Raw genomic sequence first — 18628 nt, 5'->3', positions numbered from 1 at the left:
CGCAACTGCAAGTTTCAAACAGGAACACCCATGAATTTCTTCAAGAAGCTCTTCGGTTCATCAAAAGCCCCTGAAACCCAGGACGCGCAGCCAACGCCGCAGGTCCACGAGCTCGGCGACCTGACCGAGGCTGAAGCAGCCAATCTTGCGATCCGGGAAGCGGGTGAAGCGTGCCTGGATCGTCATTGGCGGGCTGTCGGCACCGTCGAGCGGGATGTCCTTGCCTATATGATCAGTCCAACCTTTTCCGGTGGCCCTTACTGGCCCTCCACCCGCCAGGCCTACCGCGTGGTTCGCCGTGGGGACACGATCATCCTAGCCACGGAAGGCCTGTCGGATCCGTTCGATGATACGGAAGGAATGGGCAACGGTTTCGAAATGGAGCTGTTCGTCGAAACTGCGGATATACCCGAGCACGCCTATGGCCCCGTGGGTGAGGTCGATCCTTTCAAGCGCAGTTGGGCATTCGAGCTCGTGGAGCATGTTGCCAGGACGGTCGCCGACGCTGGCGGCATCACGCACCAGCTTGATCAGTACGGGGCGCTGTCCCTGGAAATTCCCGGGTTCAGTCAATCGCACCATATGAGCGAGCAACTGCCCAAGCTCTTCGTAACGGATGATGATTGCACTGGGGTCCTGCTGGGAGGCCCGGAGCCGGATTTCTCTACTCGAGTGGAGGGCATGCCCTTGTCACCGGTCAGATTGGTGCCGGTGGTGTTGATCACCGCGGCGGAGTTGGATTACGTGCGTTCCGGTGGGCGAGCGGCGCGGGAGGATCTGGTGGGCCGTTTGCAGGAGGCGGGCGTCGGACATATGAGCAGCCTGCATCGAGCGAGTGTGGTGTGAGTCGGATGGGCTCGGACGAAAAGCTTGAAGTTGCGTATTGACATATCTAAAAATCTCGATATCCTCGGCGTCATGGAATTGATCGAAATATTCAAAGCGCTCTCGAACCCTACACGCCTTCAGATCCTGAAAGGTCTGAAGGATCCCGCAAAGAACTTCCCTCCGCAGGATGAAGGTGACGTTCATACGGTGGGAGTCTGCGTCAGCAGTATTCAGGAAGGTATCGGACTGTCGCAGTCGACGGTGTCCGGTTATCTTGCGACGCTGCAACGAGTGGGGTTGGTCGAAGTCAGGCGCATCGGTCAGTGGACTTACTACAAGCGCAATGAAGCAGCCATCAGCGCGCTGGCGGAGATCATAGGGACAGAACTGTAATTTTTTTGCCGTAATATATCGAGATATCTCGATATCCCTTTTTATCGATACGAGGATTTTGCAATGAAAGCGATGGTACTCAAGTCATTTGGCGGGTCGGGTTCGTTCGAGCTTCGCGATGTGCCCAAGCCTGTGCCGCAGACAGGACAAGTCCTGGTCCGGGTACATGCAACCTCCATCAATCCGTTGGATTACCAGGTTCGACGCGGCGACTATCCCGACCTGGTGCAACTGCCGGCCATTACCGGCCACGATGTATCGGGCGTTGTCGAAGAAGTTGGGCCGGGAGTGACCAACTTCGCTCCGGGCGATGAAGTCTGGTACACCCCGCAAATATTCGACGGGCCAGGAAGTTATGCCGAGTACCACGTCGCTGCCGAGAGCATCGTCGGGAAGAAGCCAGCCTCGCTGAGCCATCTTGAGGCGGCGAGCCTGACCCTGGTTGGCGGGACGGTATGGGAAGCATTGATCGTGCGTGCGGCGCTTAGAGTGGGAGAGAGCATTCTGATACACGGCGGCGCGGGAGGCGTCGGCCATGTGGCGATCCAGTTGGCAAAAGCCATGGGAGCACAGGTGTTCACCACCGTGCGCGAGGCAAACGCCGAGTTCGCACGCAGCATGGGCGCCGATGTGATCATCGACTACGAAAAACAGGATTATGTTGAAGCCGTCATGCGAGAAACGGGTGGCCGCGGTGTAGATGTCGTGTTCGACACCATCGGCGGCAACACATTGTCACGCAGCCCTGACGTGCTCGCACAACTTGGCCGCGTCGTCACGATCGTCGACATTTCACAGCCACAGAACGTCGTTCAGGCCTGGGGCAAGAACGCGAGTTATCACTTCGTTTTCACCAGACAGAACCGCGGCAAACTCGATGAGTTGAGCGCATTGGTAGCGCGAGGTCTGCTGCGGCCACATGTCGGCGCCGTCTATTCGCTGGCCGACATCGGGCTCGCCCATGCCCGGCTGGAAAGTCCAAACAATGGCATTCGAGGAAAAATCGCGATCGCAGTCGAGCCGTCGCTCATCGCGTAATGCGCTTTTTCAACCGCTTGAATCATTTCGAGGTACGCCATGATTTACGAGATCGCTCTGCTCCCGGTTCACAAAGAACGCATTGAAATGTTCAGACGAGCATTTGCCGAGGTCGCCCCTTTGCTCACCCGAGCAAAGGGCTACGGCGGCCATTTGCTGGCGCAAGGGATTGAAACCCCCGAGCAATTCAACCTGATCGTGCGATGGCAATCGCTTGAGCATCACACACCGGGTTTCGAAGAGAGTGAAGACCACCGGCTGTTCATGCTGGGCTTGGAGGAATACTTTTCTGAAGAACCGAGGGTTTACCACATCGAGGGGGCGGCGTTTTTTATCGGTGAAGGTGCTGATCCAGGCGGCGCCGTCAGCCGGGGAATCTAAGCCGATCCCCATTCTCCGAGTGTCCGGTCCTTCAGCCCGGCCCATCCGACAATCCAATCGCGCATTCTCACGTGACGCGGGATAATACGGCTCAGCTTGGGGTCACAAGCGTTTCCCCCCTCGTTGGGATTGGCGGTTGAGCAAGGATCGAAGGCAATGACAGATTGGCTCCAGAGCTACGGAGAAATGGCTGAACGGGTCCGCCGCCATGACTGGGACAGCACGCCACTCGGGCCGCCCGCACAATGGCCCGATGTGCTGAAGACGACCGTGGCGCTGAGCCTGGCTTCGCATTTCCCTCAGGCCATCGTCTGGGGACCGGACTTGATCACGTTATACAACGATGCGTTCATGCCCATTCTCGGCAGCAAACCCGAGGCGCTGGGGCGGCCGTTCAATGAGGTCTGGCGGGAGGCCTGGAGCGAGATCGGCCCTATCGTGTGGGCGGCTTTCGATGGGCAGGCGACGTTTATCGAGAACTTTCCCCTGGTGATCGAGCGCGGTGGTGGTCCTGAACAGGCCTATTTCACCTTCTGCTACAGCCCTATCCGCGACCAGTTCGGCAAAGTGGTGGGCATGCTCGACACCGTCACCGAGACCACTGCGACCGTATTCATGACCCAGCGCCTGGCGGTGCTCGATGCAATCGGCAGCGCCGTGGCGAATGCCACCGATCCACAGGCGATCATGGCGACCACCGCCCGGATCCTGGCGGCGCACCTCAACCTGTCCAACTGCGCATACGCAGACATGGACGAAGACGAGGACGGCTTTACGATTCGCGGCGATTGGGCCCGGGCCGGGTCGCCGAGTATCGTCGGGCACTACCGACTGGCGGATTTCGGTCGGCTGGCGGTCGCCAACCTGGGGGCCGGCAAGCCGCTGGTGATCAATGACAACCTGGCGGAGCTGGCACCGGAGGAGGCGGCAGCGTTCCAGTCGATCGGTATTGCGGCGACCATTTGTGTTCCATTGATCAAGAATGGACGGTTGACCGCCCTGATGGCCATCCACGATAAAACGCCCAGGATCTGGTCATCCAACGACCTCGCGCTGCTGCTGGAAGTCACCGAGCGATCCTGGGCGCACATCGAACGCGCTCGGGCGGACGCGGCCGTGCGTGAAGGCCTCGCCGCCCTGGCCGAACTGAACGCAACGCTGGAGCAACGGGTCGAGGAGCGCACTACACGATTGAGGCAGACCGAAGCGGCGCTGCACCAGTCGCAGAAACTCGAAGCCATCGGCCAGCTCACCGGCGGCGTGGCCCACGATTTCAACAATCTGCTGACGATCATCCGCTCCTCTGTCGACTTCCTGCGCATGCCCAACCTGTCCGACGAGCGCCGGCAACGCTACATGACCGCCGTTTCCGAGACGGTGGAACGTGCTTCGAAGCTGACCAGCCAACTGCTGGCGTTTGCCCGGCGCCAGCCGTTGACGCCGGAAATCATCGACGTGCGCAAGCAGGTACAGAGCCTCGGCGACATGTTGGAGACCGTGACCGGGGCGCGTATTCACGTCAAGGTCGAACTGTGCGAGCAGCCCTGTTACATCCGCGCCGACCTGAGCCAGTTCGAAACGGCGTTGATCAACATGGCCCTGAACGCCCGGGACGCAATGAACGGCCAAGGAACGCTGTGGCTACGGCTCAATTGCGGTGCAGGCATGCCGCCGATCCGCGGCCATTCCGGGGCAGGGCAGGCATTTGCCGCGATTGCCCTGGAAGACACCGGCACGGGTATTGCCCCGGAGGCACTTGAACACATCTTCGAACCGTTCTTCACCACCAAGGAGGTGGGCAAGGGAACGGGGTTGGGATTGTCCCAGGTGTTCGGTTTTGCCAAGCAGTCTGGCGGCAATGTCGATGTCTCTACCGTGGTCGGAAAGGGCAGCGTGTTTACCTTGTATCTTCCGGAGGTGGAGCCCGAGGAGCAGCATGAACCCGAGGGAGAGGAAGACTCTCTGCTGGTGCTGGAAAAAGGCCGGCGCCGGGTATTGGTCGTGGAGGACAATCTGGAGGTGGGGCGCTTTGCCAACCAGATCCTGCAAGACCTGGGCTATGAAACGGCCTGGGCGACCAATGCCGAACAGGCGCTGGAAATGGTCGGCCCGGATGCGATGGCGTTCGACGCGATATTTTCCGATGTGATCATGCCGGGCATCAGTGGCATTGCGCTTGCCCGGCAACTGCGCCAGCGCCGCAAGGATCTTCCGGTGGTGCTGACCTCCGGCTACAGCGAGGAGCTGGCCCACAGCGGGCATGAAGGTTTCGCGTTTTTGTCCAAGCCTTACTCGGCCGATCAGGTTTCCCGGGTTTTAAACCAGACGCTGTTGGGCTCGGACTGAGTTGTTTCGGTTTTGAAACAACGCTTACCCGTTCGTCGGCGAGGCGGTCCCTTGAATCATTGGTCTGTTGATGACCGGCTAGTCTCAATTCGAAGGTCGGTATTTCCAGGCAATTGGTTATTGCCGGTATCGGCTCGATGAAAGGGGAAAAATGCGATGGGAGCACCGTACAGCGAGGAGAACGGAGCCGCGTATCCGATCAATGAAGGGTTGCAGTGTGGGCAATCGGCCTATCGGTCGGATTTTGGTGACGAGCCAATCAAGTCAATCCGGACCAAGGTGGCCAAGGTGCCGCGGGGTGAGAAGGCCAAGTTCTTGCCCAGGGTCCCGCTCAGCAAATAACCGCCGTGGCCAGGGGGCATGTTCGCGCTCGGGCGCGATGGGATTGCGGTGCAATCCAGCGGGAGCAAGCCCCCTCGCCACTGGGAATTCCAGCGTTTGTATAAATATTTTTTTATCTTTTTTCGACTGACGTTTTCTTTCACGTTTCTTTCACAAGCAGGCGCGTAGTCTGAGCTCATCCGTTAGAAAGCAGTACCTGCCCGTTTCCCCAGCGGGCTTTTTTTTGCCTGTCATAAAACTACCCCTGCGTTTGTTGTCGAACCGTCATGGCTGACACGGTTTGGCGTACACTCGCGCCAGCGCGCACCGGCCATCTCTCCCCGATGCGGCATTCTTGAGGTTTTTATCATGCGTTTGACTTTGTCCACCTTGGTGCTTGGGCTTGTGTTCGCTCAGGGCGCGATGGCCGCTGGCGACGGTACCGCTGCGGTTGGCGGTGGCTTGGGCGGTGTTCTGGGGAACGTGGTCGGCCAGCAGATGGGCGGCAGCACAGGCGCGGCGATTGGCGCCGGTGTCGGCGGTGCAGCCGGCAGTGCGGTCGGGGCTCGCAAGGGCAGCCGTACGGAAGCGGCCATCGGTGGTGGTCTGGGATCGGCCGGTGGTTCGATTGTTGGCAATCGCCTGGGCGGGTCCACGGGCTCGACTATCGGCGCGGGCGTCGGTGGGGCGGCAGGCGGCGCGTTGGGCAGCAACCTGTCCAACGATAACGACGGACATTCGAAGAGCAAGAAGCACAAGCACAAGAGAAAGCATCGCTGAGCGAATGCATGCATGAAAAAACCCGGCCCTGTGCCGGGTTTTTTCATATTGGTTATTTCCCGGAACGTTTACCTCGTCATCGCCTCGAATTGATACATCCACTTGCATTGTGAGGTATGCCATGACCCCGGAAACCGAAGGCAAGGAAGAAAAAGGCCCCTCGGGCGTCCCGTTCATCAATGATCCAGGCGTCAACGACCCGGGCAACGAAGATCCCGGTTCCCTGATGGATGACGCCCAGGTGCCCTTGATCGAGGATGAAGAGACCGAAGTTGAGGATGAATCCTACGATTGAGCCTTCCAGCCCAAACTGCACGACCAGGAGATTGTTATGACTGCCGACTCGCCTGTTCCCGACGACGATGAAACCCCGGAATATCCGTTGCCTTCGCCAACCGACTCATTGAGCCGCGATCAGCGTCCACCTGACGACGATGCTGGAGTAGAGCAGGTGCCAAGCGAAGATGAAGACGTCGAGGCGGCGCCGGACGATCCCGATATTGCCGGTGATGATGCTTCCGGCAAGCCAAGCTGAAGAGCAGTTCCGTCCGTCCGGTTGTCGGCACCATCGGTCAATGATGGTTGCCACACATCAGGTAGCTATCTGAAAAGGAGACTTACCATGATGAAGCCAAACATGACCGCGCTGGCGTTGACCGGGATTCTGTCGGCCAGCTCGTTGGCGGCTTTTGCCCAATCCGACAGCGCGCCCGTGGACAAGGGAGGCATGCCGCCCTCTACCCAGATGGACGCCGGCTCCACCACCGAGAAAGCCGGTAACGCTCTGCCACCCGGTTCCGTGGGAGGAGGCAATGGCGGCGACGCCAGCGGCAGCAGCACCAGCCCGGGAACCGGGAGTGGCTCCACCAGCGGTGGCAGCACGATGGGCGGCGGTTCTTCCGGCTCAAGTAGTGGAACCGGTAGCAGCAGCAGTAGCGGTGGCAGCTCCAGCGGCGGCGGATCGGGCTCCGGCTCAGGCGGCTCCGGCGGCTAATACATGACCCTCTGCTGATCATCCAATCTGTTCGTGGCGAGGGAGCTTGCTCCCGCTGGGCGCCAAGCGTCCCTGAAACGTAGTCAACTGCCGCCCGGCCAAGGCGCGGCCGATCCCTCGTCACCTCTTGAAAATTTCCCATTGCCTGCGCCAAGCACGGCTCGTTATTCTGCTGAATCCTTTAAGGCGAACACGCTGCGCTGGCCGCACCTGAGCCATCCCTGGAATGTTGTGTTGATAACGGATCAGATGCGATGAATGCACCGCTGAAAAAGTTTGGACCGATCAAGGCTGTGATTTTCGATATGGATGGCCTGCTGCTGGATACCGAAGGTATCTACACCGAGGTCACCTCCATCATCGCCGAGCGCTACGGGCGCACGTTCGACTGGAGCGTCAAGCAGAACATCATCGGGCGCGGCGCCGGGGACCTGGCGCGCTACGTGGTGCAGGCGTTGGAGCTGCCGATCACCCCGGAGGAATTTCTGGTGATTCGTGAACCGCTCATGCGCGAACGTTTCCCCCACGCCCTGGCGATGCCCGGTGCGGAGGAATTGGTGCGGCATCTCAAAGCCCATGACGTGCCGATTGCAGTGGGAACCAGTTCGTCGCGTCAGTCGTTCGAGCTGAAAACCACCCTGCACCGGGATTGGTTCGCGCTGTTCGACTTCATTGTTACCGCCGATGACCCCGAAGTGGGAGCGGCGAAACCGGCCCCGGATATCTTCCTCACCGCTGCCCGTCGCCTGGGTGTCGCGCCGGCGGATTGCCTGGTCTTCGAGGACTCCCCGTTTGGTGTGACGGCGGCGAAGGCGGCAGGCATGACGGCTATTGCGATTCCCGACTCGGCCATGGCCGACGAAAAGTACAGCCATGCCGACGCCATTATCCGTTCGCTCAAGCTGTTCCAGCCAAGCCTGTGCGGTTTGCCGGAACTGGAATGGGCCTGAAAAAGGGCTGCTGCGCCCGAAAGCGTCGAAGCAGCCCAGCGGGAGCAGGCTCCCGCGCGACGCGGGTCAGGCGCCGAAACCACCGTCGATTGTCAGGCTGGCCCCGGTGATATAGGCCGCTTCCGGACCCGCGAGGTAGGCGACGAAGCTGGCGATTTCTTCCACCGTGCCATAACGGCCTACCGCCATGAGCTCCATCAGGCTGGAGGCGAAATCGCTATCCGCGGGGTTCATGTCAGTGTCCACCGGGCCGGGCTGAACATTGTTGACGGTGATGCCGCGTGGGCCCAGGTCGCGAGCCAGGCCTTTGGTCAGGCCCACCAGCGCGGATTTGCTCATGGCGTAGGTGGCGCCGCCAGCGAAGGGCATGCGGTCGGCATTGGTGCTGCCGATATTGATGACCCGGCCTCCTTCGCTCATATGCCGTGCGGCTGCCTGAGTGGCGACAAATACGCTGCGCACGTTGATGGCGAGGGTCTGGTCAAAATCTTCCAGCTTGAATTCATCCAGCGGCGCCAACGCCAGGATGCCCGCGTTGTTGACCAGGATGTCCAATCGGCCAAAGGCGTCGACGGTGGCGGCGACGGCATTGCGGATGGCGTCGGCATCGGCGCTGTCGGCCTTGATTGCCAGGGCCTTGCCGCCGGCGGCGGTGATGCTGTTCTGCAGTTCTTCAGACTTGGCGCCAGAGCTGACGTAGGTGAAGGCCACGGCCGCGCCTTCTGCGGCAAGGCGTTTGACAATGGCGGCGCCGATGCCGCGGGAACCGCCTTGGACCAAGGCGACTTTGCCACTCAGTGTTTGCATGCTCATGCGGGTGTTCTCCAAAGGTGCCGGGGCGAGATGCCGCGGTTGATGGGGTGAGTATCAAGACTAGGCCATCGGCTGTGTAGACCTTCATTGATATAGTCTGTGTAAACCAAAAGTTTAGAGTGGGCGTCATGGAGAGTTTCAGCAGTATCGAATGTTTTGTCCGCAGCGCCGAGGTCGGCAGCTTCGCCGAGGCCGCACGCCGCTTGAGCCTGACCCCGGCGGCGGTAGGCAAAAGCGTCGCCAAGCTTGAAGCGCGCCTGGGCGTTCGGCTATTCCAGCGCAGCACTCGACGCCTGGCCTTGACCGAGGCCGGCCAACTTTTCCTGCGGGAAGTGGGCAGCAGTTTTAATACCATCCAGAACGCCGTCGCTAACCTGGCCAGCGCCGGCGGGCAGCCAGCCGGCACGCTGAAGGTGAGCATGGGCACGGCGTTCGGCCGGTTGTATATCGTGCCGTTGCTGGGTGAGTTTTTGCGCCGATACCCGGCAATCAACCCGGACTGGCATTTCGATAACCGTCAGGTGGACCTGATCGGCCAGGGCTTCGATGCCGCCATCGGCGGCGGCTTCGAGCTGCCCCAGGGCGTCGTGGCGCGCAAGTTGACGGTGGCCCATCGGGTGCTGGTTGCGTCCGGACAGTACCTGCAAAACCATGCCGCCGTCGTTGAGCCGCAGGATCTGGGGCAACATCAGGGAATCCTGATCCGCTCACCGCAGACAGGGCGTATCCGTTCCTGGCAACTGACCAGCCGCAACCGCGAACACAGCCCGCTGACACTCAAGGCGCAAATGACCATGAGTGACTCGGAAGCCGCCTGCATCACCGCAGCCCAAGGGCTGGGCATTGCCCTGGTGAGCATGCCGTTTGCCGTGCCGTTCCTGGACAGCGGCGCACTGCAACGGGTGCTGCCGGACTGGTACGTCGACGATGGCAACATCTCGATCTACTACGCCGAGCACAAACTGCTGCCGGGCAAGACCCGGGCGTTCGTGGATTTCATCATCGAGCAGTTTGCCGAGCAGGGGCTGGCGCAGCGGTTCAGTGCTGTTTGAGCCTGGCTGGGAGTCGAGTCGCCCTCATTCGCGAGCAGGCTCGCTCCCACACTGGTTCGGCGGTGACCGCACCTCTGTGCCCCGCAAAAAACTGTGGGAGCGAGCCTGCTCGCGAAAGGGGCAACGCAGTCTAAAGCCGCAAACTCACCGCCCAAACCGCCCCGGCCAGCCAATGATGGTCTTCGGTCGCGGCGTCGCATAAGTGCGCACTTTCGACGTGGACAACCCCAGCCGCACCAGCGACTCGGCAATCGTCACCGCCGCCGTCACGCCATCGACCACAGGCACTCCGGTGCGTTGACGAATCTGCTCATCCAGCCCGGCCATGCCGCCGCAGCCCAGACAGATCACTTCGGCCTTGTCCTGGCTGACGGCGAGTTCCGCCTGGTGGACGATGGCGTCAACCGCCCGCTGCGGGTCTTGCTCAAGTTCCAGCACCGCCAGGCCACTGGCCCGGACTGAGGCGCAGCGGTCGAACAGGCCGGAAAGCTTGAGCCGGTCCTCGATCAGCGGCACCGTGCGGTCCAGGGTAGTGACGACCGAGTAGGCATGACCAAGAAACATGGCCGTGCTGGCGCCGGCGTCGGTGATGTCCACCACTGGCACGTTGAGCAGTTCCTGCAGTCCTTCCCGACCGTGTTCGCCGTAGCCCGCCTGGATCACCGCGTCGAACGGCTGGTCGTAGGAGATCACCCGGTCCATTACGGCGATGGCGGCCAGGTAGCTTTCAAAATTGCCTTCGATCGAGTCTGCCCCGAAATACGGCGTGAGCCCGATGATCTCGGTTCCCGGCGCGGCAACGGCCTGGGCCTGGCGCGCGATGGACTGAGTGATGGACTCGGTGGTGTTGACGTTGACGATGAGAATTCGCATGAGTGGTCCTTTTTTCAGCGTAACGGTAGATGGCCCGAATCCCCGGGCCTTTCGAACAATCAATGGCTGACGTTATCCACGGCAATGGACTCACCGCTGACGTCCTCGTAATACCCCTCGCGCTTGGCAACGATCAGGTACAGCAGCCCTGCAATCGAAGCGCCAATCAGCCAGGAGAAGGGAGAAATACTGTCGAAGCCGGGCACCAGCGCCAGGACAATCGCGATCAGCGCCGCTGGAATGAACGCCGCTACCGCCCGCAGGTTGACCCCATTGCTGTAGAAATACGCACCGTTTGGGTCCTCGCTGTAGAGTTGCGGCACGTTGATGCGGCCTTTTCGCAGCAACCAGTAGTCGACCATGATCACGCCGTACAGCGGCCCGAGCAGGGCGCCGAGACCGGAGAGGAAATACACGATCACCAGCGGGCTGTTGTAGAGGTTCCACGGCAGGATCAGCACGGCAATGGCGGCGCTGATCAGCCCGGCACGACGGAAGTTCAGGTACCTGGGCGCCAGGTTGCTGAGGACGAAGGCCGGGGCGACGAAGTTGGCCATGATATTCACCGCCACGGTGACGATCAGGAACGCCAGGCAACCGAGCACCAGGAAAAAGGTGTTGGGAATCGAGGCGATGACCTGGGTCGGGCTCTCGATGACCTGGCCATTGATCTGGAACTGCGCACCGCACAACAGGATGGTGATGGCGGCAAATATCAGAATATTCACCGGCAGGCCCCAGAAATTTCCGACGACGATTGTCCGCCGGCACGGCGAGGAGCGAGCGAAATCGCAAAAGTTGAGGATCAACGTGCCATAGATCGCCAGCCACAGCGCACCACCGGCGAATATGTTGCGCCACATCTCACCGCCGGCCAGCGGCTCGCGGATCGACCAGGCAATCGTTGCACCGGCCTGGAAGTACATCCAGCCGGCCAACGCCGCGACTGTCACCAGGATGACCGGGCCGGCGAAGCCTTCATAGCGCCGCACGGTTTCCATGCCATAGGCCAGGATCATCAGTTGCACGAACCAGATGGCGACGAAGCATACCCAGCCCAGGCTCGACAGCCCGAGGATCGAGTTCTGATCATAATCGGCAAAGCCCGGATGAATCGCCACCAGCAGCACCCGAAACACCACGGACGCCAAATAAGTCTGGATACCAAACCAGGCAATTGCGATGACGGCCCTGATCAGTGCGGGAATCTGCGCACCGTGTATGCCAAAACTGATCCGGCTGATGACCGGAAACGGCACGCCGGTCTTCTGCCCCATATAGCCGGACAGATTCATGAAGCCGTACACCAGCGCCGCGCCGATCCCCAGCGACAGCAGAATCTGCCAACCGCCCAGGCCCAAGGCGTACAGGCCGATGGCGAATGAATAATTGGCAATGTTATGCACGTCGTTGGTCCACAGGGCGAAGATGCTGTAGCGGCCCCAGCGTCGCCCTTCGGCTTTGGTGGGCGCGAGGTCCTTGTTATGTAGCCTTGGACTCAAGGTGAGGGGGGCTGCGGTTTGTTCATCCAGGGCAGCGGTTGGGGAGGGCAGATCCAGCGCGATGTTATTGGAAAGACTTGTACGCATTCCGGCAGGCTCCTGACTCTCAGGCCACGATGACTGTGCTTGAGCGCGAGGCTCGGCAGATCTTCGTCGCGGCGGTGAGCATCATTGGTTACGGGGCATCTGCAGCCTGTACGGGATAGGGCGCTTCAGGCTTGCGGATCGAAAAGTGTGTGTATGTTTTTGTATTGTTGTATACAAAACACTTGTCGAGTTAAGCCAGATGTATGCCACTTGCGAGTCTAGCTTTGGCGTCGTTAATTTCGTTTCGTTATGTTTGACGGATAAATTACTGAAATGCTGGAAGTTAAAACTGACCGTTTGAACAGGTATTTATTTTAGGGGGCGAGCGCCAACGGGAAGGAAAGCAGGCAGCGCGCAAGGGTGCCTGTAACTTTTAGGGGCATTAAAACCAGAGGTGCACACAAAAATGCCACCTGAGGTGACATTTTTGTGTACATGGCTGCGGCGGGATCAGACGGTCTTGGATTTGGCGATGATATTGCCAGCGTGCAGCCCGCATTCTTTTTGCGTGGCTTCTTCCCACCACCAGCGGCCTTCGCGCTCGTGCTGGTTCGGCAGGACAGGGCGGGTGCAGGGCTCACAGCCGATGCTGATGAAACCGCGCTCATGCAGGCTGTTATAAGGCAACTCCAGCATGCGGATATAACCCCAGACTTCCTCGCTGGTCATCTGCGACAACGGGTTGAATTTGTACAGCGTGCGCTCCGGCGTGGAGAACGCCGTGTCGATTTCCAGCACGGCCACCTGGCTGCGGGTGCCCGGGCTCTGGTCGCGGCGCTGACCGGTAGCCCAAGCGCGGACATCGGTCAGTTTGCGGCGCAGCGGCTCGATCTTGCGGATGCCACAGCATTCACCGTGACCGTCCTTGTAGAAGCTGAACAGGCCTTTTTCCTTCACGAAAGGGTCCAGTTTCGTATGGTCGGGCGAGATCAGTTCGATATCGATCTTGTAATGCTCGCGCACTTGTTCAATGAAACGATAGGTTTCCGGGTGCAGGCGACCGGTGTCGAGGCTGAACACCTTGACGTTCTTGTTCAGCTTCCAGGCCATGTCCACCAGCACGACGTCTTCAGCGCCACTGAAGGATATCCACAGGTCGTCACCGAATTCGGCGAAGGCCAGCTTGAGGATGTCCTGCGGGGACTTGTTGGCATAGGTCGTGGCGAGTTCCACGACATCAAACGATGGGCTCATCAGGGCGGTTTCCTACAGGTCGGTGGCGCTGGGCGCTCTATATGGGGCTGATGGTAACAAAAGCTGCCGGGGCTGGCGCGCTCCTGTGCGTTGCGCGGGCTTCGGCGAATGGCTAGAGTCGGCAGTCCTTTTGTTCGCTCAACCGATAAACATCAAAAAATGGGAGTGTCTTGTGGAAATTGCCTGTCTCGACCTGGAAGGTGTGCTGGTCCCGGAGATCTGGATCGCCTTCGCTGAAAAAACCGGGATTGACTCCCTCAGGGCAACCACTCGGGACATTCCCGACTACGACGTGCTGATGAAGCAACGGTTGCGCATCCTGGATGAGCATGGCCTGAAGCTCTCCGACATCCAGGAAGTCATCGCTACGCTCAAGCCGCTGGATGGCGCCATCGAGTTCGTCGACTGGCTGCGCGAGCGCTTCCAGGTGGTGATTCTTTCCGACACGTTCTACGAATTTTCCCAGCCGCTGATGCGTCAGCTGGGCTTCCCGACGCTGCTCTGCCATCGTCTGGTTACCGACGACAGCGGACGGGTGACCGGCTATCAATTGCGTCAGAAAGATCCGAAGCGCCAGTCGGTCCTGGCCTTCAAGAGTTTGTACTACCGAGTAATTGCCGCCGGGGATTCCTACAATGACACGACGATGCTGGGCGAAGCCGATGCCGGGATTCTGTTCCACGCGCCGGAAAACGTGATCCGTGAATTCCCGCAGTTTCCGGCGGTGCATACGTTTGCCGAGTTGAAACAGGAGTTCATCAAGGCCTCGAACCGCCCCCTGAGCCTGTAAACCCAACCCTCAATGTGGGAGCGAGCCTGCTCGCGAAAGCGGTATCTCAGTCGCCATCAATGTTGGCTGAACCAGCGCTTTCGCGAGCAGGCTCGCTCCCACAGGGTTATGCGTCAGGTCCGAGGGATGGTTCAGAGGTTCTGCAAGGTTTCCAGCAAGACCCTCACCTTGGTCATCGACTCCTGATACTCCGCCTGCCAATCCGAATCCGCGACGATCCCGCCGCCACCCCAGCAACATACTTGCCCGTCCTTGACCAGCAAGCTGCGGATGGCGATGGAGCTGTCCATCTCCCCGCGCACATCGAGGTACAGCAACGAGCCGCAATACAGACCGCGTCGGGTCGGTTCGAGCTCGTCAATGATCTGCATGGCACGGATCTTCGGCGCGCCGGTGATCGAGCCGCCGGGAAAGCTGTCGGCGATCAGGTCCAGGGCGTCCTTGTCGTCCGCCAGTTCGCCAGTCACGCTGCTGACCAGGTGATGGACGTTCGGGTAGCTTTCCAGGCTGAACAATTCCGGCACCCGCACCGAGCCGATGCGGCAGGTGCGGCCCAGGTCGTTGCGCAGCAAGTCGACGATCATCAGGTTCTCGGCACGGTCCTTGGGGCTGGCCAGCAGCTCGGCGGCGTGGGCCGCGTCGTCTTCGGGCGTCGTGCCGCGAGGGCGGGTGCCCTTGATCGGACGGGTTTCAACGTGACCTTCACTGACCTGGACGAAGCGTTCAGGCGACAGGCTCAGCACCGCACCGCCCTCCGGCAGGCTCTGGAAGCCGGAAAACGGCGTCGGGCAAGCCGCCCGCAGCGCCTGGTAAGCGGCCCACGCATCGCCCTGGCACGGCGCGCGAAAGCGTTGGGCAAAGTTGACCTGATAACAGTCGCCGGCCTGGATATACGCCTGGATACGCTCGAATGCCTGTCGATAGGCTTCAGCGTCGAGATCGGGCGCCATCGGGCCGTCCAGACTGAACGAGGAGATAGGCACCGCGGTTGGCTGACTGAACAGCTCGGTCAAGCGTTGGCGTTGGTTTTCGCCGCAATGGGGATGGAAGACCAATTGGCTTGTGCGAGTCTGGTGATCGGTGACCAGTGCCCAGTCGTACACGCCAAAACGCGCGTCCGGCAGTTGCAGATCGTCCTTGGCGCAGGACGGCAGGGCTTCGAGGCGTCGGCCGAAGTCGTAACTCAAATAACCGATCAGGCCACCGGCGAAGGGCAATTGCACGGCGGCTGGTAATTCGGCGTGGCCCAGTTGCGTCAGCTGTATCCGAAGACGTTGCAGGAAATCGCTGCCACTCTCTTCCGGCAATACCGCCAGTTGCTTCAGCGGCCAGGCGCTGAGCAAGTCATAACGCCCGCGCTCGGCGCTCGGCCGGCCACTGTCGAGCAGCACGCTGCCGGGGGCATGACGGATCGCCGCGAAATACTCGGCGGGGTTGGCGCGGTAGGGCAGAGGATGTACGAAGCAGGTTGGCATGGGCGGGGCGGGTCGGCCGTTCAGGCGGGGTGGCGATTGTAATCCCCTGTAGGATTTGCTCCTAGGGGGATGTCGGTATTGAACACGTCTGAAAGCTTAATGGGATCCGTGGCGAGGGAGCTTGCTCCCGCTGGGTTGCGAAGCAGCCCCTTGTTCAGATGAACGCGATCAACCTGATGCACCGAGGTGCCGGGCTTTGGGGCTGCTTCGCAACCCAGCGGGAGCAAGCTCCCTCGCCACGGGGTTCAACTTTTGACCCTCGACTTTCTTCCCCCTTCAAACCTCAGGCTCACCCCTCAACCGGCGGAATATGCCCGAACAATTCCTGGGCAAACGCCACGCGCTCTTCCACGGTTTCGGTGACGCCCTTGGCCTTGAGCTCTTCCAGGCGTGCTTCCACGGCGTGGGTGCGCAGGGTCAGGCCGCAGTCGTTGGCGATCTGGATGTTCAGCCCTGGGCGGGCGTTCAGTTCCAGGATCAACGGGCCTTTTTCCTGGTCCAGCACCATGTCGACGCCGATGTAGCCCAGCCCGCACAGTTCGTAGCAACCGGCGGCCAGTTTCATGAAGCCGTCCCAGTAGGGCAGTTGCACGCCGTCCACCGCGTTGGTGGTGTCGGGGTGCTTGGTGATGATGTTGTTCAGCCAGGTACCGCGCAATGTCAGGCCGGTGGCGAGGTCGACGCCGACGCCGATGGCGCCCTGGTGCAGGTTGGCCTTGCCGCCGGACTGGCGGGTCGGCAAGCGCAGCATGGCCATCACCGGGTAGCCCATCAGCACGATGATGCGGATATCCGGTACGCCTTCGTAGCTGATGCTCTTGAAGATCTGGTCCGGGGTCACGCGGTACTCGATCAGCGCCCGGTCACGGTGCCCGCCGAGGGAGTACAGGCCGGTGAGGATGCTGGAGATGTGGTGCTCGATTTCCTCGTGGCTGATGATCTTCCCGGACACGGTTCGATAGCGGCCCTCGAAGCGGTCGGCAATAACGATGATGCCGTCACCGCCGGCGCCCTGGGCCGGCTTGATGACGAAGTCGGTGCGTCCGCCGATGATCCCGTCGAGCTTGTCGATTTCCTTCTCGGTGGAGATCACTCCGTACAGCTCCGGCACGTGAATGCCGGCCGCGATAGCCCGTTCCTTGGTGATGATCTTGTCATCGACGATCGGGTAAAGGCTGCGCTTGTTGTACTTGAGCACATAATCGGCGTTACGCCGGTTGATGCCCATGATGCCCCGGGCTTCCAGGGCCTTCCAGGTCTTCCAGAGGCCGAACATCAGGAATCAGCCTTGACGAAGGCCTTGAACCGCACCAGCTCGGTCAGGCGGTAGCCGCGATAGCGACCCATGGCCAGCATGAAACCTACCAGGATCAGCAGGATGGCCGGGAACGTGAACACGAAGTACACCAGCTCCGGGACGCTCATGATCAGGTGCGCCAGGGACGCGGCGAACAGCGTGCCGATGGCGACTTTCATCGCATGACCGGCGCCGCGCTCTTCCCAGGTGATGGACAGGCGTTCGATGGTCATGGTCAGGATCACCATCGGGAACAATGCCACCGACAGGCCACGCTCCAGGCCCAGCTTATGGCTGAACAAGCTGATGGCGGCGATCAGCACCACCACGAACGTCAGCACCACCGAAAGCCTCGGCAGCATTTGCAGCTTGAGATGCTCCAGATAGGAACGCAGCGACAGGCCCAGGGTAGTGATCACCGTAAACAGGATGATGCCGAAGCCCAGTTGGGTTTCGCGGAAGGCCAGGGCGATCAGCACCGGGGTGAACGTCCCGAGGGTCTGCAGGCCGATCAGGTTGCGCAACACCAGGATCACCAGCACGCCGATCGGAATCATCACCATGATCATGAAGGTCTGCTGGGTTTGCAGCGGCAGGCCGTAGAGCGAGTATTCGAGGAAGTTGGCGTCGGTGTTCTCGTCCGTCAGCTTGGCCAGGCGAATGGCGTTCATTTCGCTGTTGTTCATGCTGAACGTGACGGTGGCTTTCTTGCCGCCATCGACGGTGATCAGGTTTTCATCGCCGGTCCACCACAGCAGGCGGTCGGTGGGCAGGCCTTGCTCGCCGGTGTCGGGGTTGAAGTACAGCCAGTCGGTGCCGTTGAAGCTGCGCAGCCACAGCTCGGGCGTCTGCGGCTGGTCGGCCACCAGGCGGATGGTGTGGACCTTCTCGACCGGCACGTGGGCAATGGACAGTACCAGTTCGACGATTCTGGCCTTGTTGCTCGAAGACGGGTCGCCGGCCAGCAACAGCTTGACGTTATCGTCGTTGAGGTTGTTGACCCGCTTGATGGCTTCGCTGATGAACGTTTCGACGTCGGCCGAATGCTGGCGAATCGGTGCCAGCAGCGCTTCGGCGGCGAGTTTTTCCGGCCCTTCGACGGCGATGCTGTCGCGGAAGGTCGGGCCCTTGACCTTGGTTTTCTCGGCGCTGTAGCGCTTGGTCAGCACCAGGCGGTAATAAAGGGTCTGGTTGCCCTTGGCGCGCCGGGCCGACCACGTCACCTTGCGGTTGCCGTCGACGCGGTTCACCGCTACGCCGTAATTGTTGGAGATGAAGCTCTCGTTGAGGCTGACGTAATCGCGGCTCAGGGGCGGCACGAACATCTGGATCTTCACCGGATCCTTGGCGTTGGGCACGAACTCGACCTTGGCATCGATATTCCACAGGTCATCGGTGGCGTCTTCGGTCACCGGGATGCCGAGCACGAAAATCTGATAGGCCGTCACTGACAGGCCCAGCACCACCAGGATGGAGATCAGCATTTTCAGATGGAGGGTAAGGGAGCGCATTGG

At 60.5% G+C, this 18628-nt stretch carries 19 protein-coding genes; 12 read left to right on the top strand and 7 right to left on the bottom strand.

Annotated features, from left to right (window positions below):
• Window positions 1-30 precede the first annotated feature (30 nt).
• The 10 genes from J3P89_RS20240 to J3P89_RS20195 all read left to right on the top strand — a co-directional run bounded on the left by J3P89_RS20240 (window position 31) and on the right by J3P89_RS20195 (window position 8031).
• Window positions 31-846 (top strand): suppressor of fused domain protein, encoded by an 816-nt coding sequence (locus tag J3P89_RS20240; protein ID WP_434695465.1) that lies wholly within the window; start codon window positions 31-33, stop codon window positions 844-846.
• 72 nt (window positions 847-918) lie between these two features.
• Complete coding sequence (locus tag J3P89_RS20235) at window positions 919-1221, top strand: ArsR/SmtB family transcription factor (protein WP_305501316.1); 303 nt, start codon at window positions 919-921, stop codon at window positions 1219-1221.
• A gap of 63 nt (window positions 1222-1284) precedes the next feature.
• On the top strand, window positions 1285-2259 hold the full coding sequence (locus tag J3P89_RS20230; protein ID WP_434625092.1) for a zinc-dependent alcohol dehydrogenase family protein: 975 nt from the start codon (window positions 1285-1287) through the stop codon (window positions 2257-2259).
• A gap of 39 nt (window positions 2260-2298) precedes the next feature.
• Window positions 2299-2640 carry an antibiotic biosynthesis monooxygenase family protein gene (locus J3P89_RS20225; protein ID WP_434695464.1) on the top strand — a complete coding sequence of 114 codons (342 nt, stop codon included), beginning with the start codon at window positions 2299-2301 and terminating at the stop codon, window positions 2638-2640.
• 156 nt (window positions 2641-2796) lie between these two features.
• Window positions 2797-4986, top strand: coding sequence for a response regulator (locus J3P89_RS20220; protein WP_434695463.1), 2190 nt, complete (start codon window positions 2797-2799; stop codon window positions 4984-4986).
• Window positions 4987-5676: 690 nt separating this feature from the next.
• Window positions 5677-6087 carry a glycine zipper domain-containing protein gene (locus J3P89_RS20215; protein WP_434603324.1) on the top strand — a complete coding sequence of 137 codons (411 nt, stop codon included), beginning with the start codon at window positions 5677-5679 and terminating at the stop codon, window positions 6085-6087.
• 121 nt (window positions 6088-6208) lie between these two features.
• Window positions 6209-6382 carry a hypothetical protein gene (locus J3P89_RS20210; protein WP_305495999.1) on the top strand — a complete coding sequence of 58 codons (174 nt, stop codon included), beginning with the start codon at window positions 6209-6211 and terminating at the stop codon, window positions 6380-6382.
• 36 nt (window positions 6383-6418) lie between these two features.
• Entirely contained in the window at window positions 6419-6622 is a 204-nt protein-coding gene (locus tag J3P89_RS20205; protein ID WP_305495998.1) for a hypothetical protein, read from the top strand.
• A gap of 87 nt (window positions 6623-6709) precedes the next feature.
• On the top strand, window positions 6710-7081 hold the full coding sequence (locus J3P89_RS20200) for a hypothetical protein (RefSeq protein WP_434695462.1): 372 nt from the start codon (window positions 6710-6712) through the stop codon (window positions 7079-7081).
• A gap of 254 nt (window positions 7082-7335) precedes the next feature.
• Window positions 7336-8031: an HAD-IA family hydrolase gene (locus J3P89_RS20195; RefSeq protein WP_305495996.1), complete on the top strand. Its 696-nt coding sequence runs from the start codon at window positions 7336-7338 to the stop codon at window positions 8029-8031.
• Between the two features lie 66 nt (window positions 8032-8097).
• Here J3P89_RS20195 and J3P89_RS20190 read toward each other — a convergent pair whose 3' ends face one another.
• A complete protein-coding gene (locus J3P89_RS20190) occupies window positions 8098-8844 on the bottom strand; it encodes a 3-oxoacyl-ACP reductase family protein (RefSeq protein ID WP_434695461.1) in 747 nt (248 codons plus the stop codon).
• 128 nt (window positions 8845-8972) lie between these two features.
• Between J3P89_RS20190 and J3P89_RS20185 the strand changes: the two genes are divergently transcribed.
• Window positions 8973-9896 (top strand): LysR family transcriptional regulator, encoded by a 924-nt coding sequence (locus tag J3P89_RS20185; protein WP_434603326.1) that lies wholly within the window; start codon window positions 8973-8975, stop codon window positions 9894-9896.
• Window positions 9897-10040: 144 nt separating this feature from the next.
• On the opposite strand, the gene J3P89_RS20180 is transcribed toward J3P89_RS20185, so the two are convergent.
• From J3P89_RS20180 to J3P89_RS20170, 3 genes are all read right to left on the bottom strand, one after another.
• A complete protein-coding gene (locus J3P89_RS20180; protein WP_434695460.1) occupies window positions 10041-10769 on the bottom strand; it encodes an aspartate/glutamate racemase family protein in 729 nt (242 codons plus the stop codon).
• 59 nt (window positions 10770-10828) lie between these two features.
• Complete coding sequence (locus tag J3P89_RS20175) at window positions 10829-12358, bottom strand: NCS1 family nucleobase:cation symporter-1 (protein WP_434695459.1); 1530 nt, start codon at window positions 12356-12358, stop codon at window positions 10829-10831.
• 450 nt (window positions 12359-12808) lie between these two features.
• Complete coding sequence (locus J3P89_RS20170) at window positions 12809-13552, bottom strand: phosphoadenylyl-sulfate reductase (RefSeq protein WP_434569302.1); 744 nt, start codon at window positions 13550-13552, stop codon at window positions 12809-12811.
• A 172-nt stretch (window positions 13553-13724) separates the two neighbouring features.
• Between J3P89_RS20170 and thrH the strand changes: the two genes are divergently transcribed.
• Window positions 13725-14342, top strand: a complete 618-nt coding sequence (gene thrH / locus J3P89_RS20165; RefSeq protein WP_434603332.1) for a bifunctional phosphoserine phosphatase/homoserine phosphotransferase ThrH — start codon at window positions 13725-13727, stop codon at window positions 14340-14342.
• Between the two features lie 131 nt (window positions 14343-14473).
• On the opposite strand, the gene pabB is transcribed toward thrH, so the two are convergent.
• The 3 genes from pabB to J3P89_RS20150 all read right to left on the bottom strand — a co-directional run bounded on the left by pabB (window position 14474) and on the right by J3P89_RS20150 (window position 18625).
• Window positions 14474-15817, bottom strand: a complete 1344-nt coding sequence (pabB, locus tag J3P89_RS20160) for an aminodeoxychorismate synthase component I (RefSeq protein WP_434695458.1) — start codon at window positions 15815-15817, stop codon at window positions 14474-14476.
• A 289-nt stretch (window positions 15818-16106) separates the two neighbouring features.
• Window positions 16107-17093, bottom strand: coding sequence for an alpha-L-glutamate ligase-like protein (locus J3P89_RS20155; RefSeq protein WP_434695457.1), 987 nt, complete (start codon window positions 17091-17093; stop codon window positions 16107-16109).
• A complete protein-coding gene (locus J3P89_RS20150) occupies window positions 17093-18625 on the bottom strand; it encodes an inactive transglutaminase family protein (RefSeq protein WP_434695456.1) in 1533 nt (510 codons plus the stop codon). Before J3P89_RS20150 ends, J3P89_RS20155 begins: the two co-directional genes overlap by 1 nt.
• Window positions 18626-18628 lie beyond the last annotated feature (3 nt).

The organism is Pseudomonas sp. Z1-14, from assembly GCF_051132005.1.
In the GTDB taxonomy this organism is placed as follows: domain Bacteria; phylum Pseudomonadota; class Gammaproteobacteria; order Pseudomonadales; family Pseudomonadaceae; genus Aquipseudomonas.
This window is presented reverse-complemented; position numbering and strand designations above follow the sequence as displayed.